This window comes from Gelidibacter salicanalis (assembly GCF_007997285.1).
GTDB classification, from domain to species: domain Bacteria; phylum Bacteroidota; class Bacteroidia; order Flavobacteriales; family Flavobacteriaceae; genus Gelidibacter; species Gelidibacter salicanalis.
Genome location: NZ_VORX01000004.1, coordinates 261,014 through 284,436 on the forward strand (window position 1 = coordinate 261,014; position 23,423 = coordinate 284,436).

The 23,423-nt window shown below is 37.7% G+C and carries 18 protein-coding genes; all 18 read left to right on the plus strand.

The window, feature by feature from the left end:
- Positions 1 to 41: 41 nt before the first annotated feature.
- Positions 42 to 566, plus strand: coding sequence for a phage tail protein (locus tag ES711_RS10455; protein WP_146893240.1), 525 nt, complete (start codon positions 42 to 44; stop codon positions 564 to 566).
- Positions 566 to 1,273: a T4 family baseplate hub assembly chaperone gene (locus ES711_RS10460; protein ID WP_146893241.1), complete on the plus strand. Its 708-nt coding sequence runs from the start codon at positions 566 to 568 to the stop codon at positions 1,271 to 1,273. Before ES711_RS10455 ends, ES711_RS10460 begins: the two co-directional genes overlap by 1 nt.
- Entirely contained in the window at positions 1,270 to 1,941 is a 672-nt protein-coding gene (locus ES711_RS10465) for a hypothetical protein (protein ID WP_146893242.1), read from the plus strand. Before ES711_RS10460 ends, ES711_RS10465 begins: the two co-directional genes overlap by 4 nt.
- 148 nt (positions 1,942 to 2,089) lie before the next feature.
- Positions 2,090 to 3,142, plus strand: a complete 1,053-nt coding sequence (locus ES711_RS10470; RefSeq protein ID WP_146893243.1) for a M12 family metallopeptidase — start codon at positions 2,090 to 2,092, stop codon at positions 3,140 to 3,142.
- Between the two features lie 103 nt (positions 3,143 to 3,245).
- Positions 3,246 to 4,469 carry a DUF4255 domain-containing protein gene (locus ES711_RS10475; RefSeq protein ID WP_146893244.1) on the plus strand — a complete coding sequence of 408 codons (1,224 nt, stop codon included), beginning with the start codon at positions 3,246 to 3,248 and terminating at the stop codon, positions 4,467 to 4,469.
- The gene (locus tag ES711_RS10480) at positions 4,470 to 6,437 is read left to right on the plus strand and encodes an ATP-binding protein (protein ID WP_146893245.1); all 1,968 of its coding nucleotides are present in this window, start codon (positions 4,470 to 4,472) and stop codon (positions 6,435 to 6,437) included.
- Positions 6,434 to 6,709, plus strand: a complete 276-nt coding sequence (locus ES711_RS10485; RefSeq protein WP_146893246.1) for a hypothetical protein — start codon at positions 6,434 to 6,436, stop codon at positions 6,707 to 6,709. The genes ES711_RS10480 and ES711_RS10485 overlap by 4 nt, the downstream gene beginning before the upstream one ends.
- The gene (locus ES711_RS10490) at positions 6,709 to 9,450 is read left to right on the plus strand and encodes an eCIS core domain-containing protein (RefSeq protein ID WP_146893247.1); all 2,742 of its coding nucleotides are present in this window, start codon (positions 6,709 to 6,711) and stop codon (positions 9,448 to 9,450) included. The genes ES711_RS10485 and ES711_RS10490 overlap by 1 nt, the downstream gene beginning before the upstream one ends.
- An 11-nt stretch (positions 9,451 to 9,461) precedes the next feature.
- The gene (locus ES711_RS10495; protein WP_146893248.1) at positions 9,462 to 10,112 is read left to right on the plus strand and encodes a hypothetical protein; all 651 of its coding nucleotides are present in this window, start codon (positions 9,462 to 9,464) and stop codon (positions 10,110 to 10,112) included.
- A complete protein-coding gene (locus ES711_RS10500) occupies positions 10,109 to 10,459 on the plus strand; it encodes a LysM domain-containing protein (protein ID WP_146893249.1) in 351 nt (116 codons plus the stop codon). Before ES711_RS10495 ends, ES711_RS10500 begins: the two co-directional genes overlap by 4 nt.
- 6 nt (positions 10,460 to 10,465) lie before the next feature.
- Positions 10,466 to 11,593: a hypothetical protein gene (locus ES711_RS10505; RefSeq protein WP_146893250.1), complete on the plus strand. Its 1,128-nt coding sequence runs from the start codon at positions 10,466 to 10,468 to the stop codon at positions 11,591 to 11,593.
- A 1-nt stretch (position 11,594) separates the two neighbouring features.
- On the plus strand, positions 11,595 to 12,113 hold the full coding sequence (locus ES711_RS10510) for a phage baseplate assembly protein V (RefSeq protein ID WP_146893251.1): 519 nt from the start codon (positions 11,595 to 11,597) through the stop codon (positions 12,111 to 12,113).
- A gap of 56 nt (positions 12,114 to 12,169) precedes the next feature.
- The gene (locus tag ES711_RS10515) at positions 12,170 to 12,493 is read left to right on the plus strand and encodes a PAAR-like protein (RefSeq protein WP_146893252.1); all 324 of its coding nucleotides are present in this window, start codon (positions 12,170 to 12,172) and stop codon (positions 12,491 to 12,493) included.
- 4 nt (positions 12,494 to 12,497) lie between these two features.
- Positions 12,498 to 12,848, plus strand: coding sequence for a GPW/gp25 family protein (locus ES711_RS10520; protein ID WP_146893253.1), 351 nt, complete (start codon positions 12,498 to 12,500; stop codon positions 12,846 to 12,848).
- Between the two features lie 11 nt (positions 12,849 to 12,859).
- Entirely contained in the window at positions 12,860 to 15,451 is a 2,592-nt protein-coding gene (locus ES711_RS10525; protein WP_146893254.1) for a putative baseplate assembly protein, read from the plus strand.
- A complete protein-coding gene (locus ES711_RS10530) occupies positions 15,451 to 18,111 on the plus strand; it encodes a baseplate J/gp47 family protein (protein ID WP_146893255.1) in 2,661 nt (886 codons plus the stop codon). The genes ES711_RS10525 and ES711_RS10530 overlap by 1 nt, the downstream gene beginning before the upstream one ends.
- Positions 18,108 to 20,096: a hypothetical protein gene (locus tag ES711_RS10535; RefSeq protein ID WP_146893256.1), complete on the plus strand. Its 1,989-nt coding sequence runs from the start codon at positions 18,108 to 18,110 to the stop codon at positions 20,094 to 20,096. The genes ES711_RS10530 and ES711_RS10535 overlap by 4 nt, the downstream gene beginning before the upstream one ends.
- Positions 20,097 to 20,124: 28 nt before the next feature.
- Entirely contained in the window at positions 20,125 to 22,812 is a 2,688-nt protein-coding gene (locus ES711_RS10540) for a DUF6519 domain-containing protein (protein WP_146893257.1), read from the plus strand.
- Positions 22,813 to 23,423: the final 611 nt, after the last annotated feature.

The window sequence follows — 23,423 nt, forward strand, 5'->3', positions numbered from 1 at the left end:
TATTAGAAAATAATCCATTTATCATTTAAAACCATTTTATCATGCCACAATTTACAGTTAATACCAATCGATTTGATCCATACAAAAACTTCAAATTTCGCATTAAATGGGATGGGAAGTATGTTGCAGGAGTTAGTAAAGTAAGCGGCCTTAAAAAAACAACCGAAGTGATTACACACCGTGAAGGCGGCGACCCGAGTAGCAGCAGGAAATCCCCAGGAAGAACAGAGTTTGAAGCCATTACGGTAGAGCGAGGCGTTACCCATGATACCGAATTTGAAAAATGGGCGAACAAAATTTGGAACTTTGGAGCTGGTTTGGGAGGCGAAGTATCTTTACAAGATTTTCGAAAAAACATTACGCTTGAAGTTTATAACGAAGCAGGACAGTTGGCCATTTCATATAATATATATAGGTGTTGGGTATCTGAATTTAATGCATTTCCAGAATTGGATGCCAATGCCAATGCCGTTGCCATTCAGTCTCTAAAACTAGAAAACGAAGGCTGGGAGCGAGATTACGCCATTTCAGAACCACAGGAAGTTTCCTTTACCGAACCTGAGTAATGACTGCTAATTCAATTCTCAATGTTTGGGACCATTGTGTCGGTAAAAATCAAACGTTTAAGGGTGTGGCTCTTGCATCCTTAGCCTTGAATGCAACTGACCATTCAAATATTGTGGATTGGAGTATTGAAAAAAGAGATATCGCATTATTTCATGTTCGTAAAAAACTCTTCGGAAATCAATTTGATAATATTTCCCATTGCCCTAAATGTAATCAAATGGTAGAATGGGATTTTAATTTTGAGCAGGTAGGAATTCCAAGCTTATACGATATTCCCGATAATATAGAAATATTGATTGATTCCCACGACGATATCTTGATGATTAGATTGCCTAATTCTGATGATCTTTTCACTAATGATGCCAGTCAGATTATTCGAAATTGCATGATAAATCTTAAAGATTTGCAAAGTCAAACATTTCATCAAAACATTCCCGATGATATAATAAATCAAATCAATGATAAATTTGATACGATATGTCAGGCTTCAAATATTACATACCATCTAAATTGTGTGGAGTGTTCTCATGAATGGCAAGTCAATTTTGACATTGTCGCATACTTATGGAAGGAGATTGACCATTGGGCAAAAAGCCTTTTAGATGAAATATATGTGTTGGCAAAAACTTTCGGGTGGTCGGAATCGGACATCATTAATATGTCCGAAAATAGAAGAAACCATTATCTCAATCTTTTAAATTCATGAATCATAATTATCTAAAAAATCTTTTAGACAGAAGTTCACAAACTCAAAGTATTGTGGAACCGCGGTTAAAAAGTAGATTTGAAGGTAGTGGTGGCTTATCTAGTGAAGCGGGGTTAATAAATACGCTTGGAAAAGAAGATGTTTCCATACAAGAAAGTAGTCCAAATGTTGCTATACCTACTGAAGCTAAGCAAATTAAGGAAAAATTTTGGACAAATAATTCCGAGGGAAAAACCACTAACAACAGTCAAGAAAATCAAACCAATTTTTTAAAAACAACTGAAGACCATTTTTTTTCGTTGGAACCTAAAAATGAAGAAAACAGGAAAGAAAGTATGGAGTCGATGCAATCAAAACACCAGGATATTAGGACCAAATCATCTGAAACACCTAATCAGAATGCGGATAATATTTTGGTAAGTAAGACTTATGGGCTATTAAACAAGCCTAAAAAAACCACATCTATTAATGAAAATAGTGTTAATGTAAACCACGATGGTATTACTGATAATAAAACTGACGCTACACCTGTGCAACGGTCTATTAAAATATCTATTGGAAGGATAGAAATTAAGGCTGTTAATGCTACTCATAAGGCGCCAACTAATCCAAAACCAAAACCCAATCTTAAGTTATCTCTTGAGGATTATATTAATAAGAGAAAATGACTGCTGTGAGTTCTCTATAAGCCTTCTGATGCGTTAATCATGCAATACAGTCTAATGTTGATTCAACTTTTAATCAAAATTTCAAATATAATCAGAATGAGACGATGTCGTTAAAAAAATAAATGAGATTAATTTAACATACCAAAAAATGCAAACCAAAAGACACACACAAAAGGACATCCCTATAAGAAATTTATGTTCCATGCCCATAATGCCTGAGCGAGCACCACGACCAGGACATGACGCATTGACGGAACGAATGATTATTCTTATAGCTAAGAAATGGGTGAATGGTACCAATCTAACTTTCTATTTTCAAGATGGTAGTGCTGCCGAAAAGGAAAAAGTAAGACAAGGATTTAATACATGGAAAAATGTGGGCATAGGACTCACATTTGAAGAAGTTAACAATAGAAATGATGCTATCATAAGGATTGGTTTTGTCGATGGTGACGGCTCTTGGTCATATGTTGGAAGGGATTGTTGGAACATTCCCAAAAATCAATTAACCATGAATTTTGGGTGGGATATTAGAAATGATTTGGATACTATTTTGCATGAAATAGGACATGCTATGGGTTTTCCCCATGAGCACCAAAATCCTTTTGCAGGGATTGTTTGGAATGAGTCGCAAGTTGTAAATGATCTTAGTGGACCGCCAAATAATTGGGATATAGGCACAATAAGGCATAATGTTTTGGACAAAAAAGCTGCTGATGAAATTCAAGGTTCCGAGCTAGATGAAGACTCTATTATGATGTATCCTATGCCAGGTGCATGGATTATTCAACCTCCAGAATTAACAGATGGTATCTCGCCAGCTCCTGGATTATCTACTCGTGATAAGTTATGGGTAAAATCATTTTATCCAGAAGAACCATTTGTTGAAACCAAGGAACTTGAACTTTATAAATGTCACCAATTAAAAATTAAAGCCGGTGAACAAATCAATTTTAAATTTATAGCTCCATCAACCAAAGATTATGAGATTAGGACTTTTGGAGATATGGATACAGTGATGGTTCTTAATGAAATAGATCAAAATAATAGTAATGAGATCTTTCTAGCAGGGGATGATGATAGCGGTTCGAATTTTAATTCTTACATCAAAATAAAAATGGTCAAAGACAGAAATTATATGATTCGTATCAGGCTATACAGTAAATCTAAAATAGGGAATACGACTGTTATGGTATATTAAAACTATTGGCAAAAGACACTCAAAAGTTGCCTGTCAAGCCAAAAACAAAAGCTAATCTTTAATTGTCACTCAAAGATTTTATTAATAAAAACAACAACTATTTGTGAGTTCTCTAAAAGCCATAGGTGCCGTTACCCATACATTAAAATCCATACTTCATGAAAGTGTAAGTGATGAAGGGATTAGTTCATTGGGTGCGGTTGTGTTTACTGAACCTTTGGACAGGTTGGAAGCAGAACTAAACAAATCCGATAATGCGCTAAACCTCTATCTATATATGGTTAAAGAAAATGATGGGTGGCGCAATCAAGATTTAACATCAAGAAATAATTATGGGCAGCGTATTTCCAACCCTTATCTGGCGCTGAATTTATATTATGTGTTGAGTGCACATGGCAGTGAGAAAGTAAATGCAGATTTAATGATGGGTTATGGTATGGTGGCGTTTCATGATAATGTCATTATTGGCAGAGATTTCATAGCCAATACATTAGCGGGCGAAGCCATTTTAGCAGATTCAAATTTATCTGATCAAATTGAACAGATTAAAATAACCCCAGAATATCTTAATACCGAAGAGATTTCAAAGCTTTGGACCATGTTTGGAGCAAAATATAGGCTAAGTGTCTATTACAAGGTATGTGTGGCGTTGTTACGAAAAGACAAATCTGTTAGACAAGCTCTACCGGTTTTGAAAAGCAAATTATATGTAAAACACATTAAGTTCCCGTCTATCCATGATATTGTGGCACAAGAGCGTGTAGGAAGTGACTATTCGAGCAATCGGATTTTTATTGAAGGTGACACTTTAATTGTTAAGGGCAATAGTTTGCAAGGGGAAGTGACCAAAGTACAATTTGATGGCAGTCTTGCCCTACGCACAGATGTTGAACTGGACAGTAAAATAACTCTCCCCATTCCAAATACGTTACGCGCAGGAATTCATGGCGTACAAATAGTACACGAGATGTTGCTGGGTGAACCTGAAGTTCCTCATAATGGTTTGAATTCCAATCTGACCGCCTTCGTTTTAAGCCCTATTTTGAAAAATATAAACCTTGTTGGTTTAGATTTAACCGCGGATGTACATCCGGAAATTGAAGAAGGAAAGCGCTATTCGGTTTTTTTAAATGAAATCGATTTTGATACAATAGCACGAAATGCGAATGAATACAGTTTTGAAAACATAGCTGAAACTGATTTAAATGACATTGCTATTAATATAGTTGGTGTGGAAACGGGAACTTATTTGGTGCGTATTAGGGTCAATAATGCCACAAGTCCCATTTTCGATAATTTTTCAGGACCTTTAATTATAATACCATAAATGGACAAAAATAATTCCTTTTGGCTGGAATTGAATAGAAGCTATTTAATGACTTCCATTCAAATGACCATGGATGAGCTTAGCTTTCATTTTTCAGAAAGCGGAATAGAGAAGCCATTTGAAAAATCGGATGAATCTACCAAGCTGTTGGAAGAGATTGGGAATATTAGCCATAGAAAACCAAATTTGGATGTTTTAGTGGAACGATGTCAACTTTCAGAATTTGAAAAAAACATCTTGTTGGTCTGTGCAGGAATAGAATTAAATTCCACATACAGCCAACTCATTTCAAATATACAGGGGAATCCAGAAGCCGTTTATCCCTCCTTCAATTTGCTGCTTTCAGGATTTTGTTCAACACATTGGGATGCTATTTCGCCAATTTCACCACTACGGAAATGGGATTTAATCCACTTCAATTCAGGAACCCTGTTGGCTAATCAACCCATGAAAATAGATGAAGGCATACTACATTATTTAACGGGCTTTTCTTTTTTGGAAGAGCAATTGGCTTCACTTATAAAGAGGGATGATGAAAAGTACCTTATTACCGAATCTCAACAATATTTGGTGAAGCAGATTGTAAGCGATTATTCCAAAAATGTTCACTCCCCAAAAACAATTGAATTAAATGGTATTGAAACTAAAGACAAGATGGCGGTTGCCAAAAATGTATGCGAAAAATTAGGATTCACGCTTTACAATCTGGATGCAATCTTAATTCCTCAAAAATTGGAAGATGTTATTATTATCGAAAAGCTTTGGAATCGGCAGGCTAGCTTAAATCGGTTTGCACTATATATTGATTGTTCCAATAGTACGGATGACCAGCAAGGCAATAACAATACCTTAAATCATTTTGTTAAAAATTGTAAAGACTTGGTCTTTATTGGCCAAGACGCTTCGCAAAAAACACTCTCGAAAAATCCAAATAGATACGAAGTTGAAAAGCCTAGCCAAAAGGAACAAAAGCTGTTATGGGTTAAATTATTAAATGATGGTGACGAGCACTCCAAAATAATTAACACTTTAGTAGAGCATTTTAATTTGTCGGCCAACGGAATTAAGGTTGCTGCGCATGAAATCAACCAAGCGGACAGCCACTCAAACTACGAAAACCTATTATGGAAAACCTGCTGTAAACATACCCGCCCTGTTTTGGAGAATCTTGCACAAAGAATAGAGACCTTGGCTACCTGGAGTGATATTGTGCTACCGCGGGAGGATATTAAAATGCTCAAGGAAATTACAATGCATGTAAAATATAGATCTAAGGTGTATAACGAAGGCGGTTTTGCTAAAAAACAATCGCGAGGTTTGGGCATTAGTGCTTTGTTTTCAGGAGAAAGTGGTACGGGTAAAACCATGGCTGCGGAAGTGATTGCCAATGATTTGATGTTGGACCTTTATCGGGTTGATTTGAGTCAAGTAGTTAACAAATATATAGGCGAAACAGAAAAGAATTTGAAGAAAATATTTGATGCTGCTGAAGAAGGCGGCGCTATTTTGCTTTTTGATGAAGCCGATGCATTATTCGGAAAACGAGGCGAAGTGCGGGATAGTCATGATCGGCACAGTAATTTGCAAATTGGCTATTTATTACAACGCATGGAAAACTTTAATGGTTTGGCCATATTAACCACCAATATGAAAAACGCTATTGATAAAGCGTTTGAAAGACGGATTCGATTTTCTCTCCATTTTGAGCGACCGGATGTTACTCAAAGAAAACGCATTTGGGAAAAGGCATTTCCTAATAAAGAATGGGTGAATGGTGTTGATTACACCAAATTGGCCCTGGCAAATATTCCTGGAGGAAATATAAAAAACATTGCTATGAATGCTGCATTTTTGGCTGCTTCAGAAAATGTAAAAATAGGCATGCATCATTTGTTACAAGCTACAAAAAGCGAATACAAAAAAGTAGATAAGCATTTAAGTAATTCAGAAATAAAGGATTGGGAATGAAACCGAATATTGAATTAAATATTGACCAATTAGTGTTGGAAGGGTTTTCTAGAAACGAGGCGTTAGCCATTAGTCAATCGATACAAACCGAGTTACACCAAATGATCAAAAATGGCAATTTGGAAAACACATTTACCGAAGATTTTAATCAAAGAAACATGCATGTCAATGCCATTTCTACAAGTTCCAATTCAAGACCAGAAAGTGTTGGACGGCAAATTGCGCAATCCATTTTTAATGGATTATCAACAAACAATCTCAATAACGGATAATGCTCACTACTGCAAAACATAAAGGCAATAAAGAGAATCAGTCACACGAATTGCATAGCAGATCTGTTGAAACAAAAAGTGCATTTGTATTGCAGCAAAACAAATTCAATAGGAACCCATTCGATTTCAATCAAATTCCGCTGCAAGCAAAATTACAAATTAATACTCCAGGCGACCCTTATGAGCAGGAAGCTGATAGGATTGCCGATAAAGTGGTGAATATGAAAGAAGTTGGCAGCATAGAAAAAGGTGGAAAGCCCCAAATTCAAAGGAAATCACTTTCTGACGAAATTTCGAACATTAGTAGTTTGACAACGCAAAGAAAATGTTCACAATGCGAGGAAGAGGAAGAAGAGGTGCTTCAACGTAAATCGTTAAACACACAGTCAACTACAGCAACATCATCTTTTAATTCTCAATTAAACGCAACGAGAGGGAAAGGGAGTTCGATGGACGCCTCTACCAATCAATTTATGTCTTCAAGGTTTGGAATCGATTTTAGTGGTGTTAATATCCATAGTGATGATAAGGCGGCTAAAATGAGTCGAGCTATGGGTGCAAAAGCATTTACATCAGGTAAGGATATTTATTTCAATTCTGGAGAGTACAAACCACAAACCCATGGCGGAAAAGAATTGTTAGCACATGAGTTGGTGCATACGGTGCAGCAAGGCCGATCATTTGCAGGAACTGATATTCAAAGAGATGTTTATAGTGGCCCTACAACTGCTGCTGAAATTTTGGAAGAAATTAATAGGAAGTTATCTAATTATGATTTAATCAGGATAGATGAATTAGTTACTAATTTTGTGTTAATGAGTTCCAATGAGGAAAAAATAGAACATGGAATTGGTTTGGTGGGTAGACTTCTCGAACATAATTTAGAAGCAGATGCGAGAAATGTTTTAGATGGCGTTAGTAGCGCATTTATGTTTGCTTTTGCAGTTAGTAGCGAATTGTTGAATAATAGCATATTTTCTCTTGATAATCCGATTGAGTCATTAATTGAACAAGCGAATAGGCAGGAAGCTCATGGAAATAATGATATTTCAATTGAATTATTAAGAAATGCATTCTATATCGCTCAGATTCTTGTTTTGTTAAAAACGGAAAGACTAGACGAAGACATTTCCCAGAGGTTAGCGGATAATCCGGTGGTTGCAAATGCAAGTTTTTTTGGTATCCTGGGCGTAATGTTATATTATTCTTTTACAACTTTGTATAACATTATGCGAAATGTTGTTACATTTTATATTCAAAAACAAAGACAGGCACAACTAGTTGGAAATTCAGTAGCGGCAAGGCAATATGATATATTGGATGGTCGATTAAATGCAGCACTGTCAGAAGATAGGATTTCATTTTCTGGATCTGTAGGCCGAGGATTAACCGTTATGTCAACAATACCAACCACCCCTGATCCAAATCCTGAACTAATTGGAGCAAATAATACAAGAGAAACAATTAGACCTTTACCTGGTACTCCCAGACCTGATGAAATTGCCCAACATCCTTATTATTCAATAGAAATGCCAACGCTATTAAATACTATCAGAAATCAGGAATTACTTGTAAATGAGGTTTTTGCATTTCCAGAAGTTGTTGCAGCATTTCCTGGTCAAACGATTGATTGGGAAAGTCGAAGTGATAGGATTAAACTTTGGAATGCATTGTACGATGGATTGGTTCGACTGCATGGAACTACAAATGCTTTGCCGGAATTAATGCATTGGATACAGCGCTATCTGCAAAATTATACTTTCCATACCGAATACGATATTCGGGATTTTGGGAGAAGCTATCTTGATAGTGAAATGCCAACCGATTTAATTGGTAGAGTGGCACGAGATTGTGGTGTCTATGCGGTAACAGTTGCATACGAGATTTACCGAATTGCCAGACATGGATCATTGAATATTAATTTTAGAATCTATACCAGTTTGGACCATGTTATTTTAATAATATTAGATGCTGCAGAGAACAGGCATTTTGTTTTAAGCAATGATGTTATAGACGGCCCAAATAGCGGAGTATCTGATTCGGAAATTATCAATTCTGTAGGAAACAGTTTTGCAGCCATTGGCCAAACTCAATTTGGGGTTTCTCCAATTTTGCACAATGATGCTGGAAATTCTTCAATGGGAGATCGGAGTTTCCAAAGGCAAGCATGGAATAATTTTCGGCAAATTGGCCACCAGTGGGGCTTAAGAGATAGGGAAGTAAATAATCCTGAAACATCTGAGCCAGAATCACTCACCGATCGGCACTATCAGGACTTGAGAGCATTTAATCAAAGGTCACTTAGAACAGTTGAAAAAGTTCAGAGAATCGAAGAAGAGTTAGCTAGTGCAACAGATGCAATGGAAAGAAATCGCATTCTGCAGCGCGATTTAATTCCTTTGGCAAATGCAGTAATTACGGATTTATGGCCATTATTTATGCGTTTGGGAGAATGTGCAGATATTGCTACAACAAGTAGAAGTTTGGCAAGGCGTTCCAGAGAATTCGTATTTAATTCGGGAGGTGCAGTTCATCCATTAGTTCAGGTAGCCATTAAGCTGTTACAATTTCAAAATAATGGTGGCGTATTAGAGGCTCATCAAAATTTCTTTATTTGTTCGTTGCAACGAATAGATATGTTTAATTCCCAATTGCAAACTAGTGGTTTTACATTACCCGCTTGTTCATCTTCATCAACCACGGATTATAGAAATCTATGTCAGGAATTAATGGCCACTTAATAATTTAATTTATGTCATCCCACCCACGTTCCCCATACATCCTAAAAGGCGGTATCGTCCTCTTAAATGCTGAAAACGCATCCATAGAGCGCATCGTGACCCTGCAATACAACCCCGATACATTGACCCGGAACTTGCAAGTGCAAGGTGCTGGAGAAGATGGCGATCGCTCAGAAGCCTTGCGTTTAACTGGGCCACCTGTGGAAACCTATACTTTGGAAGCAGAAATAGATGCCACTGATGGCATGGAGTCCGCAGATGATGTTACAGTTGATGTAGGTATTCAGCATCGGCTAGCGGCCTTGGAAACCATAATTTACCCATCAAGTAGCACCTTGTTTAACGCGAACCTAATGTCGCAAATAGGAACCATAGAAATTGCTCCTGCCGAAGCACCATTAACCTTGTTTATATGGAACAAGAACCGCGTGGTGCCAGTTCGGATTACGGAGTTTAGCATTACCGAAGAAGCCTTTGATACGAAGTTAAACCCCATCCGAGCCAAAATCAGTTTAGGGATGCGGGTATTGAGCATCAGTGATTTAGGTTTTAACCATCAAGGAGGTAATATTTATATGAACTATCAACAAAATAAAGAACGTCTTGCTAAAATGTATTCAGGCGGTAATCTGCAGGACTTCGGAATTAACTCTATAACATGAACAATCCGTTAGAAACTATATTACAGCAAACAGGGCTTAATAACAGTTATTTTTCACCTACCAGTAGATATTATGGTTTGGAAACTAAAATATTGGAATCCAAAGACCATAAAAAACATGTTTTTGTTAAAAGACGCTTTATAGCTCAACCTGAAGCCTTCCAGTTGTTGCAGGAACATCAGGTAAGCCAAGATGACCGATTGGATACTATAGCTCATCAATATTTGGGAGACGCCGAGCAATTTTGGCGAATTTGCGACTCTAATGCTGTACTGCACCCAAATAGTTTGACCGAAGAAATCGGGAATATTATTAAAATAACCTTGCCAGAAGGCATGTCAGGCTAAAAATAAATGTTAAAGGGAATCAATCTTACATTAATGATGGGACCAGGAATTGCAGTTCCTGTTCCAAAGATGGTCATCGATGCACTCACCAATGTAAGTGTTACGGTTGGCAAAGCGCAAAGCGGTTTTCAATTGGGATTCACCATCGGGAAAAATTCACCCTTACAACATACCTTGTTGCCAAGTGGTTTTTTTGATCCTATTATTACCCGAGTTATTATAGTAGTCACCATGAATGGGATGCCACAAGTTTTGATTGATGGCATTATTACCAATCATGAATTATCCCCATCAAATCAAGCAGGAGCATCCACTTTAACCATAACTGGCGATGATTTAAGTGTAATTATGGATTTGGTGGAATACAATAGCTCTTATCCTAGTATGACCGACAATATAAAAGTGATGACAGTGTTGGCAAAATATACCGCTTTAGGAATTATTCCGCTGGTAATTCCACCCATTATTCCGGTTATTGCTGCACCTACTGAAAAGTATGAAAGTCAATATTCCACCGACAAGGTTTTTATCCAGAAATTGGCAAGAAGAAATGGTTACGTATTTTATATAGACCCAGGCCCTTTGCCAGGGCTGAGCTTCGCATATTTTGGGCCAGATATCAGTATCCCGATTCCACAAAGTGCATTATCAACAAATTTCGATGCCTTATCAAATGTGGATTCGTTGACTTTTTCGCTGGATGGAATGGCAAAAAAGATTAAAGTATTCACTATTTATGATCCAGCTACGAAAAAAGTGCCGATTCCTGTGCCCTTGCCTAATGTGAATATTTTTAAACCGCCTTTGGGTGCCAGACCTGTGCCTATTGCAAAAATTGAAACTGCAAATGATTCTTCTAAATTGGCAGTTGATGAGGCTGCAAGGGATATCTTAAGTTTTTTAATGTCAGGTTCCAGCCCTAGTGTAACGGCAAGTGGGGCATTAGACGTGTTGAGATATGGGAAGCCCTTAAAATCACGTATGATAGTTGGCGTTCGAGGTGCAGGTTTAACGTATGATGGTCTCTATTATGTTGATACGGTTACCCATACTATTAAAGCAGGTTCCTATAAACAAAATTTCACTTTATCTCGGGACGGCGTTATTTCAAACACACCATTAATGGCAGTATAATATGGACAAAGAGTTTTATGGAAAATACAGAGCCACGGTACTTAATAATATAGATCCCAACCAAAAAGGGCGATTGATGCTTAATATTCCCGATGTTCTGGGTCTCATACCAAGTTCTTGGGCAGAGCCTTGTGTGCCACTTGCTGGTCCAACCGGTCCGCCAATGGGCGTTTATATGGTGCCTCCAATAGGGACAGGAGTGTGGGTAGAGTTTGAACAGGGAGATCCCAATTTTCCTATTTGGGTGGGGTGTAGATGGGGTGCTGCTTCAGATGTGCCATCTGCAGCGAACCAAGGATTGCCAACCTCTCCAAACATTGTGATACAATCATTTTTACAACACAATATCGTAATAAGTGATTTGCCTGGACCAACTGGCGGCATAACACTTTCAAGTGCCACTGGCGCTACCATTAAGATAAATGATATCGGAATAACCATAGACAACGGCAAAGGCGCTAAAATTGAGATGCTCGGACCGGTAATTGATATGAACAACGGTGCACTTAAAATAATATAATTGGAATTTACAAGGTGAAACATTTTAAACCAATCAATAATTGAATTTAATATAACATGCCAGGATTTATTTTACATCAAGGCGCTACCATACTTTGCGCACACGGGGGGCAAGCACAACCATCAACGATGAATCCTCGAGTGATGGTGAACGGACAACCAATAGTGCTCCAGCCCAACCCACACATGGTTTCGGCATGCCCGTTTACCACACCGAACGGTAGCCCGCTACCCTGCGTAACGGCAACTTGGATTACTGGTGCAACACGAGTTACCTCCAACGGTATGCCTGTTTTACTGATGGATAGTCAAGCTACCTGCGCTCCTAACGGGACGCCCGTAACCATTGTTTCTACACAAACAAAAGTAATGGCTACATAATACAATGACTATTAAATATCCATATCAATTCAATAAACTGGGCAGAACTGCTACTTCTGATGAAGATTTGCATATTAAAGACATGATCTATCAATTGTTGTTCACCAATCCCGGCGAACGTGTAAATCGACCAAATTTTGGATGCGGATTGCTACAAGCTGTTTTTGAACCGAACAATAATGAAATGGCTGCTACCACACAATATTTGGTGCAAGGTGCATTAAATCAGTGGCTAAGCCATCTTATCCAAGTGAATGAGGTTTTCATAAGCACAATAGATTCTTCATTAGAGGTCAAAGTGAATTATACACTACTACGAAATAAAAAAAATCAAACCATAGTGTTTCAAAAATAAGAATATACAACGTGAAAATTTTTTGCTGTACAGAAAATAGAAGACGGTTAATAGAGGCTACCACAGATCTTAATGGTATCGATTATATTGAGGTTTTACCTGCTGCTTTGATGGAAGACAAACAGAAATCACTTCAAATAACCTTCTTAAGATCGTTGGTAAATCCTATTGAAACGGCTCAGGTTTTTTTAAGTATTGAAGGCCAATGGAGTGGTATTGTGATTGAAGAAATCATTTCAGGCCCTTCAAATCAAAGTATCACATTGAATCTTTCTGATAGAGGTGATTTCTCGATCTATACGCTCCATCTTATGGAAAGCTGGGAAGAACAGGAGTTTATACCGGGTTTTGATAAGCAATTATCGTCTATTGAATTTTCTTTTAAAGTGTCATGTTTTACAGATGTCGATTGCAAGCCCGCAGCTATTAATTGCCAGAATGAGGAATTACTAAATATTCCAGAAATAAATTATCTGGCCAAAGATTATGCCTCTTTTAAACAACTTTTATTGGATAGGCTTTCTCTTTTAATGCCCGATTGGACGGAGAGAAATGCCGCTGATTTGGGAATTACGCTAGTCGAAATATTAGCCTATGTAGGGGATTACTTAAGTTATAGACAAGATGCCATCAGTACAGAAGCTTATTTAAGAACTGCACGCAAACGAATTTCAGTAAGAAGGCATGCCCGATTGATTGATTACTATATGCACGACGGGCTTAACGCACGAACATGGGTTCAGATTCAGGTGGATGAAGAATCGGACAGGGCCATTCTTAAGAAAGTGGATGAAACAGGTTTTATCACCAAATTCTTAACTAAAGGTATGGCGGATAAATCGGATACTGCTTTGATGTCCAAAATCCAATTCGATAGCACATTCGAAAACAGTCAACTAGTGTTCGAACCGGTTCATGATATTCAATTGTTTTCAGCACATAACAAAATGTCTTTTCATAATTATGGCGAGCAAAATTGTTGTCTGCCCAAGGGAGCAACCGAAGCGACTTTAGTTGGACGATTGGACGATTTAAAGATTAATGATGTGCTGATTTTGGAAGAAATTATCGGTCCAAAAACAGGAGCGACAGTCGATGCAAATCCAGATCACAGACATGCCATAAAAATCACCGATATTAGTTTCCATACGGATTTTGATTTTACTGATACTTTAGCAGAAGTTATTGATATTACGCTGATTACTTGGAGCGAAGAGGATGCGTTGCCATTCCCTTTATGTACTTCAACGGTTTTGGATGTAGAGGATCGGGATCAAGTATTTGAAGTAAGCGTTGCAAGAGGTAATGTGGTGCTAGTGGACCATGGCCATTCTTTTTCGGATTTGGAAGGTGTTAATGACGCGTTTCCCTTTGAAAATGTTCAAGGCAGTCTGTCTCCAACATTAGTTCCAACAGGCACATATCAATATGCCATTGCATCGCCTTCCAATAGGTGTGAGCCTGAAACTATCATGCCAGTATTGCCAAGATTCAATCCTAAATTAGGAGCCGCTCCACTAACACATTCAGAACGATTAATCTTTGCTGAAACCGACGCTTCAGATTTAAAAATGTCTGCAAAAAAAATGATAAGGCAAGATATCCGAAATACCATTCCATCAATTTATTTGAGCGAGGTGGTAGAAACAGGAAGTTCTTTCGAGATCCTCGACGATATATGGATAGCCGTAAAGGATTTATTAATAGACAGCGCTATTTTGGACACTCATTTTGTGGTTGAAAATGATGCCGACGGCGTTTCATATATAAGATTTGGAAATGACCACAATGGAAAATCACCAGATCCTGGGTCTAAGTTTTTGGCAAATTATAGGATAGGAAATGGCACCCGAGGCAATATAGGAAGGAATAGTATTGAAAAAGTTGTAAATAACACAACAATCAATATTGTAAGAATAACCAATCCAATGCCGGCCATAGGAGGAAAAAAACCAGAGACTAAAGAAGAAGTAAGGCAATATGCGCCGCAAGCTTTTAGAACACAAGAAAGAGCCGTTATTACATCAGATTATGAAGAAATGGCAAAACGCTGTAAGGAGGATATTCAGTCGGTATCTGCAAAATTCCGCTGGACAGGAAGCTGGCAAACGGCGTTTATTGCGGCTGATAGATTAAATGGCAAGAAAGTAACCCCAGAATGGGAAAAAGAACTTCGAGATTGCTTGCAAAAATACCGATTGGCAGGTGTGGACTTGGAAGTTGATGATCCCGAATATGTTGGATTGGAAATTGATTTAGAGGTTTGCATTCAACCGAATTCTTTTGAAGTTGATATCCAAAGAGAAATTTCAAGTGTTTTGAGCAATCAAACCTTAAAGAATGGACAAAAAGGATTTTTTCATCCAGACCAATTGGTTTTCGGACAATCCTTATATCTAAGTCGGATATATGCTATAGTTCAGGCGGTAGATGGAGTTGTTTCGGTAAATATTACAAAATTCAGGCGTTATGGATTGATATCTTCAAGTGGGTTGGACACAGGGAAACTGGATTTCGGAAAAAATGAAATTCCAAGATTGGATAACGATCCAAATCATATTGATATGGGAATGTTAAAATTACGTATAAAAGGCGGCAGATAATGAAGCATACTAATTGTGGGTGTTGCGCGGGCATTCAATTAAGATCTCCAATTAAGATAATAAATCGGGCAGGCTTGTCTGCGATAGATTATCGTATTGGAGATTATAATGATTTTAAAGCGTCCCTGCTCTCAAAACTTACCGTAAGCCAATTGGAAACCTTGAAAAAACTCACGACAAGGTCTGATGACGATTTTACAATTGCGCTGATCGATGCTTTTTCCATACTTTCAGATGTGCTCACTTTTTACCAAGAAAGAATTGTAAATGAGTCTTACTTAAGAACAGCCACTGAAAGGTTGTCCGTGGCCGAATTGGCAGCCATGATTGGTTATGAATTAAATCCAGGGGTAGCTGCTACCACTTATCTCTCCTTTACTTTAGACGAAAGCTCCATGCAACCTGGAGCAGAGAGTATTCGGAAAATAAGGGTTTCTGGCAATGAAAACCCGATTGTTAACATGGTTGAAGGGGTGAAGGCTCAAAGTGTTCCTGAACAGGACGAAGAACCCCAGGTTTTTGAAACGGTTGAAGATATAGATGCAAAATCAGACTGGAATTCTATGCTCGTAAAATCGTTTGTTGAACAGGAAAATCTTGCTAGCTCCAGTATCATATATATCAACGGAATAAACAATAATATTAAAAAAGGGGATCAAATTTTAATTGTTGAAGGCGGTAATAAAAAAGTAAGGAAAGTAAATAAGGTTGACCTTTTGAAAGATATTGATACCACTGAAATCTTTTTTACAAACCTACCGTTATTAACGGCTTACCTACCTGTTTTTCAGTGGTTTCCGATGGTGGCTTATTATGCAGAGCCTTTCGCATTAAGTTCTGGTACTGTATCTGGAATTATTGGACCCTTAAATAAGGTAAGTTCCTATGAACTACAATCTGCTTTGACTATTCAAAATTGGAGTCCATATGAATTCAAAACGAGCGTAAATAGTTCAAAACCTGTGCAAAATTCCGAGATTAAAGTGTATGTTTTTCGTAATAGAGCGGCTTTATTTGGATACAATGCGCCCAAAAAAATCACGAATATTGCTGCTAACGGGAATGTTACCACGACTGAACACGTCATTGCCGAAACAATAAATGAAATCACTTTAGATGCGGAATATGTTGAAATTACAAGTGGTGACGATGGGTATATCGCATTGAAAAAACCTGGAGATTCTGAGTTTACAACATATAAAATTTCATCGTCTGAGCTTGTACCTCAAACAAAATATGGCATCAGCGGCAAATCAACAAAAATAAAACTGGAAGGAAGCCCTGCTTGGTCATTGAGTAATATGGCTCAACTTCGCTCTTCCATTGCATACAACCAAAGTGAAAAATTGGGTATCGCACTAAAACCAATTACGTCACCTTTAGAAAAAGGAACAACCAAAATCGTATTATCAAAATTCTACGTCGATTTAAAAGTAAACCAAAAAATCCTTATTTCTGGAGAAGTAAATGATTGGCCAGGTGTTATAAGGACCGAAATCCACACCATCCAGGAGGTTGCTCTAGTGGATAAATACACGCAGATTATCACCGAAAAAGGTCTGGAAAATAGTTTTGTAAGGAACACCGTTCGGATTAATGCAAATGTAGCATTGGCGACCCATGGCGAAACGGTTTCGGAAGTTCTGGGCAGTGGAGATGCCAGGATGTTTTTTCAAAAATTTGAACTCAAACACATTCCGGTTACTTATGTGGCGGACAATTCGGCATCAGGATCTTCATCATCCATTGCAATTAGAGTCAACGATATTCTCTGGAAAGAAGTGCCTTATTTTTATGGTAGACAGCCAGATGACCATGTTTTTACGGTGCGTAGGAGCAATGAAGGTAAGACTACGATAAGGTTTGGCGATGGTGTACATGGCTCCCGATTGCCAACAGGAAAATTAAATATTCGGGCTGTATATCGTAAAGGAATAGGGTCAAGTGGTTTGTTGAAATCCAATCAAATTTCCCAACTGATTTCAAAACCATTATACCTTAAGACTGTTAATAATCCTGTAGCACCTGAAGGTGCTCAGAACCCAGAAGAAATTGAAGATGCTCGGCGAAATGCCAATTTATCTATACATACACTCGATCGGATTGTTTCCTTAAAAGATTATGAGAATTTTGCGAAATCTTTTGCGGGTATTGATAAGGCAAAATCTGTTTGGCTTTGGTCACAAGGTGGTAAAATAGTCCATCTTACTGTGGCGGGTGCCAATGGCTCAGAAATTGAAGAAAACAGTAAGTTATTCGATAATTTAAGTGGCGCAATTCAAAAATTCTCTTATCCCGGCGTGCAGCTTCATATACAATCTTTTAGAAAAAGATATTTTAGAATTGTTGGAAATTTGAACGTTGGAGAAGACTATGTTTTTCAAAAAGTTCACGATCAGATCGTTGAAAAGTTGAGAAATGCCTATTCCTATAAAAACAGCCAAATCGGGAAAAACATCCATTTAAGTGAAGTTATTTCTATTATCGAATCCACTGAGGGCGTTAATTATATCGATATCGATCAACTCTTTATTACTGGCGGCGTTGAAAAATTAGAAAAAGTTTTAATTGCGCAAATTATAAATGCCAGTAACACCACCATCACAGCTTCAGAACTTATCATGCTAGACCCATCACCATTTACATTCAATGAGATATGAATTTTGATTTAGAAAAGTTATATCAACTTCTTCCTGCCATTTATCGGATTAAGGATTCTGAATTAGTTGATAATGACCATGAGCTACCGCCTTTAAAAGCACTTTTTTCCATATTGTCTGAAGAGATTGGCATGCTGGAGGAAAATATGGACCAACTCTATGACGACCAATTTATAGAGACTTGTTCTGAATGGGCCATACCTTATATTGGTGATCTTATTGGCTTTCAGCCACTGGCACCCATTCACGATCCTAAATATACATCGCGCTCTGAAGTTGCAAATACCATTGGCTATCGAAGACGTAAAGGCACATTATCCATCTTGGAGCAGCTAGCTAGGGATGTAACAAACTGGGATGCCAATGTTGTGGAATATTTCAGATTGTTGGCAACCACGCAATATTTGAATCATTTAAGACCTAATAACATTGCCGTCCCTAATTTAAAAAATTGGGAACAATTGGAATATGTGGGCACGCCATTCGATACTATTCCTCGATCTGCGGATTTAAGAAATATCAGTTCGGAACGTGGTAAGTACAATATACCCAACATTGGGATATTTTTGTGGCGTATTCAGGCTTTTTCAAGAACAAAGTCCGTGGCATTTCAAGTGGACGGGTCTCGTTACACGTTTCATCCTTTAGGTATAAATACGTCCTTATATAATTTTCCAAATGCTGAAATCACTATTACTGAATTAGCGAGACCTTACCACATGCCGGTTGCATTCAAAAGGAGACTTTTAAAAGAACATTTAAATTCTCATTACGGTCAAGGAAAAGATATTTTAATACGTATTGGCCCAGATCGTAATATTTTGGAAAGTGAGCTTTGTATAGGTGATTTGTCAACATGGGATGATCCTGCAACAAGTCCGCCAGCTGGGCTTGTAGTTATTGATCCAGAATTAGGGAGAATGATGTTTGGTGCTGACTTTGCCACCGAATTAAGTATAAACGACGTCATTGTTTGGTACAAGTATGGTAGTTTGCAAGAAATTGGTGGAGGGGAATACAGTAGAACATCAAGTTTCTCCAATTTTGAAACCATAGTTACCGTTTCAAAAGATGTTGATTTAGGCGATTTTTCAACTGTACAAGCTGCCATTAATGCGGTTCAATCTCAACCAAATAACGCCATTGTAGAAGTTTTGGACAGCTATACCTATGAAGAAAATTTACAAATACTGCTCGGAGTAGGTCAATCTGTTGAATTGAGGGCAGCAGAAAACAAGTGCCCCGTTCTTAAATTTTCAACTGATTTTACCATTGAAGGAGGCGCACTTTCTGAAGTAACGATTAATGGCTTTATAATTGACGGAGCCAATATAGATGTCCTCAATAATACAGCTCTGGAAAGACTCTCTATTGTGCATTGCACATTAAAGCCCGATGCCTCTGATAACAGGATTGTTTTAGGCGCAGCTATAACATTGAATATAGAAAACGCCATTGTAGCTCGCATAGATACTTTTGAAAACGCCTCCATAATTATTGAAAATAGTATTGTTGATGTGCTCAATAAGGAGGAAAAAGCCATTAGTGCCTCAGAAGACCAACGCGCCATACTTAAAATAAAAAATGCTACCATTTTGGGAGAAGTGGATGTTAAGTCAATATCCTTAGTAGAAAACGCCATATTCACATCGTTGGTGACTGTTCAAGTTCTGCAAACGGGTTGTATTCGATACAGTTATCTTCCTTTCAATTCTATCACTCCAAGAAAATATCAATGTTATCCAAAAACGGCTGAAGAAGGACTAGTTATCGTTCCCGATTTTATGTCCACCATCTATGGAAATCCAGCTTACTTTCAATTGAGTAAATGGTGTAAAACTGAATTTCTTATGGGAGCCGATGATGTGTCGGAAATTGGCGTTTACCACAATTTATTTCAGCCACAAAAAGAGTCAAACTTACGGATAAGGCTCAACGAATATCTACGATTTGGAATGGAAGCAGGTGTGTTTTATGCTTCATGAATATTATTAATGTCTTAAACAAAATATTATGTCAAGTGATTATTCTCGATTGATTTTTGATAGAAAAAAACATTACAGTGCTGTGAGAATGCAGCAAGGAAGGGTGTTATTGGATTCAGATTGGAATGCACAATCTGATTTGTATCAAGATCGACTTCATAAACAGACCGTTGACGTTATAGGGAAAACGGGAGTTCCTATTCATTCAAACGGCTTTCAACTAGCCTTGCATTCGGCTTCGGAATTATCAATTTCAACAGGGCGAATCTATGTTAACGGCCTACTGTGCGAACTTGATGACAAGGTTAATTTCGGAATCAATAATGAGGGAGTTCTGATTCCATCTGGGGGAGTGCACTTGCCCTATGGGTTTATCCATACAAAAATGGATGCCGGTCGTTTTCTGCTTTATTTGGAGGCGTGGCAGCGTGAGATTACTTTTTTAGATGACCCGCAAATTCGAGAAAAGGCTTTGGGTGATCCAGACACCACCACGAGATTGCAAACAACTTGGCAATTAAAAGCTGCTCACATTGATGATGGTGTACAATGCGAAGATATTCAAATACCGTCCGGGAATATAGGAGGAACTTCTACTGGGACTTTGGAAGCCAGAACGGTTTCGTCAGATACTAGTACAGATCCCTGCAGTTTTAATCAAACGGGTGGTTTCAGGAGGTTGGAAAATCAATTGTACCGCATTGAAATTCAAACGGGTGGCAATTTATCTGAATCCACTTTTAAATGGTCAAGAGAAAATGCCTCTGTTGCGAGCAATGTTTTGGAAATTACAGGTAGTGATGTCGTAAAAGTCAATTCACTCGGAAGAGATGAAGTTCTTGGTTTTTCGGTAGGAGATTGGGTGGAATTCAAAAACCATAAAACAAGTCTTGGTAGAACTGTTCATAACCTCGTTCAAATAGAGGGGATTAATAGGAATACCATGGAGATAAGTGTTAGTGCATCAGTGGATGGACTCGATGTTCAGGGATTAAAAGTTGTCCGCTGGGATCAAAGTAATGAGAACATCCCGTTGAGTTCAAGCTTTGTTCAAATTGAAGATGGTGTTGAGGTGAATTTTAGTACAGGAACTTACACGGCTGGAGATTATTGGTTAATTCCGGCAAGGACTATTGATTCTTCCATTGAATGGCCATTGGAGGAGAGAAAACTGCCAAAAGGTGTACATGTTTCTTATGCCAAGATTGGTGTTGTAGCGGTTGAAGATGGCGAAATCGAATCCATCACAGATTGTAGGAATTTGTTCCCTCCGCTTACCGAATTACCAAAAACGGGAGGTGGGTGTTGTACCTATCATGTGAGTCCTGAAGCAGGTTGGGAAAGGGTGTTTGATCACATTAAAGAAAATGAAGATGCCAAAATTTGTTTTGATATCGGAGTTTACACACTTGAAAGCACTGTAAATATTAAAAATAAAGGGCATTTATTAATTACCGGTTGCGGACAAGGCACTATCATTCAGGCAACAAAACTTCAAGTGGCTTTTAGAATTGATGGCTGTAACAGTGTGGATATATCCCATATGGCTTTTAAAACAAATCAAGTAAAAAACCAAGATAAAGATGATGTAGTTAGTCGAAAAGGGGCGGTAACAGTTGTTAATACCCCGTCACTGTCAATTGACAAACTACATATAAGTTGTGGACATGGCAGGAAGCCGCAAGCCTCATGCATTTCGTACTATAATACTGAACAAAACCCTGGTGCCATTCTAGTTACCAATTGTAAATTAAATGTAGGCTTTTATCAACACGGTTTAGTAATCGTCAACTCAAAGCGGAGTGTGGTTGAAAACAATCTCATTTCGATGAGATTAAAACCCGAAAGTTTTACTGTTCGCGATCGGATTAAAAAAGACAACCGTACCCGTAAGGCTTTTATGGAGGTTTTTATGTCCAATATCAGTGAGAAATCGAATTCAAACACCAATGAAACAGTAAGATTTGGAAATCAAAGTCTCAGCTTTAGAACCAATTCCGATCTTAGAAATGCCAAGGTATGGCATGCATTAATTAAAAAAAACCCTCCCTCAGATAACATCAGCACAATTGATGAACTTAAAAAACATTTGCAACTGACCGTTTTAAAATATGTCCACAGTAAAGATAATAAACTGCCAGAACTGAGCAAGTTTGTAGATTTGCTAAGTGAGCAGGATCCATCGGTGGGGTTTCAAGGCATTGTTATTGGTGGGAAAGTATCCACGGACGTCCATGTGATTAGAAATAGAATTGAAGATTTTTTACAAGGCATCCATATTGGGTTGAGCCACCAGGACAATTCGCGCGAGGATTTCGATATAATAAATACTGTAAAAATAGAAAAGAACTTTGTACGCAATACGCTTCCGCTTTTGAACAATTATGCTCGGCACGGCATATTTGTAGGTAATTGTGAACGGTTGTTTATTGATAATAACCAACTGGATTTGAATAGAATGACTAGAGCCAATAAAGTTCCTATTCATGCTATAAAAGTTTGGGGGGTATTAGGTAGAAAAGGAACCATTACTAATAATGATATTTATAGTACTTCCAGACCTGCTAACAGTTATCACACAGGAATTAGAATTAATAAATTACGGCAGAGTGAAAAGGTCATCCATTGGAACATCACTTGGAATTCCATTATAGCAACAACAGACCTTGATGTAACGGGGAATTTTTTTGATAGTTATTTAGATACAAATCTATGATCTCAAAATTGGAAATATGCGTTTGTTTTTGTATATTTAAAATCACGTCTTATTGCACGGTAGCGTCGATTGGTGCGAGATAAGTGAATTCTGTTAGAGCATGAAGTTTTGATAGTAAATGCGGTTCTTAAAGTATAGATAGGGTTCGAGTCCCATGGCGTAAACTGCGAGTCATTCCACAAGGTTTGACTCGTTTTTTTATGGAATACTATTACCTAATTCGCATTTGACTTGAACCAGCTAGGCACAATTCACGAAGATGTCGATTTATATTACGTCTAAGAAATACTAAAACCACAATTAATAGTATCACAGAATTACTGAAGTGTTCATTTAATTTTGACCCCAATACGAGAATGCTTTTATATCGAAGACAAGCATATCCTGTTCCTCATTAACAATCCTTTCCTGCTGATTGTTCAGCTTTATAGTTTTGATTTTATAAATTTGAAGAACCATTTTGTTCTTAGTATCTTTTCTAAAATATAAATTGAGTTGTTTCGAGGCCTGAATATTTAGATATATACAATTCTATCACGCTCTTTTAAAGTTAACATACTAATGAATATTTTTAAATAAATATTACAGATTCGGTGAGTATATCCATCTAA

What these genes read in the sequence shown, in the direction of transcription:
- ES711_RS10455 (WP_146893240.1), top strand. Translation starts at nt 42, where the DNA reads ATGCCACAATTTACAGTTAATACCAATCGATTTGATCCATACAAAAAC.
- ES711_RS10460 (WP_146893241.1), top strand. Translation starts at nt 566, where the DNA reads ATGACTGCTAATTCAATTCTCAATGTTTGGGACCATTGTGTCGGTAAA.
- ES711_RS10465 (WP_146893242.1), top strand. Translation starts at nt 1,270, where the DNA reads ATGAATCATAATTATCTAAAAAATCTTTTAGACAGAAGTTCACAAACT.
- ES711_RS10470 (WP_146893243.1), top strand. Translation starts at nt 2,090, where the DNA reads ATGCAAACCAAAAGACACACACAAAAGGACATCCCTATAAGAAATTTA.
- ES711_RS10480 (WP_146893245.1), top strand. Translation starts at nt 4,470, where the DNA reads ATGGACAAAAATAATTCCTTTTGGCTGGAATTGAATAGAAGCTATTTA.
- ES711_RS10485 (WP_146893246.1), top strand. Translation starts at nt 6,434, where the DNA reads ATGAAACCGAATATTGAATTAAATATTGACCAATTAGTGTTGGAAGGG.
- ES711_RS10490 (WP_146893247.1), top strand. Translation starts at nt 6,709, where the DNA reads ATGCTCACTACTGCAAAACATAAAGGCAATAAAGAGAATCAGTCACAC.
- ES711_RS10495 (WP_146893248.1), top strand. Translation starts at nt 9,462, where the DNA reads ATGTCATCCCACCCACGTTCCCCATACATCCTAAAAGGCGGTATCGTC.
- ES711_RS10500 (WP_146893249.1), top strand. Translation starts at nt 10,109, where the DNA reads ATGAACAATCCGTTAGAAACTATATTACAGCAAACAGGGCTTAATAAC.
- ES711_RS10505 (WP_146893250.1), top strand. Translation starts at nt 10,466, where the DNA reads ATGTTAAAGGGAATCAATCTTACATTAATGATGGGACCAGGAATTGCA.
- ES711_RS10510 (WP_146893251.1), top strand. Translation starts at nt 11,595, where the DNA reads ATGGACAAAGAGTTTTATGGAAAATACAGAGCCACGGTACTTAATAAT.
- ES711_RS10515 (WP_146893252.1), top strand. Translation starts at nt 12,170, where the DNA reads ATGCCAGGATTTATTTTACATCAAGGCGCTACCATACTTTGCGCACAC.
- ES711_RS10520 (WP_146893253.1), top strand. Translation starts at nt 12,498, where the DNA reads ATGACTATTAAATATCCATATCAATTCAATAAACTGGGCAGAACTGCT.
- ES711_RS10530 (WP_146893255.1), top strand. Translation starts at nt 15,451, where the DNA reads ATGAAGCATACTAATTGTGGGTGTTGCGCGGGCATTCAATTAAGATCT.
- ES711_RS10535 (WP_146893256.1), top strand. Translation starts at nt 18,108, where the DNA reads ATGAATTTTGATTTAGAAAAGTTATATCAACTTCTTCCTGCCATTTAT.
- ES711_RS10540 (WP_146893257.1), top strand. Translation starts at nt 20,125, where the DNA reads ATGTCAAGTGATTATTCTCGATTGATTTTTGATAGAAAAAAACATTAC.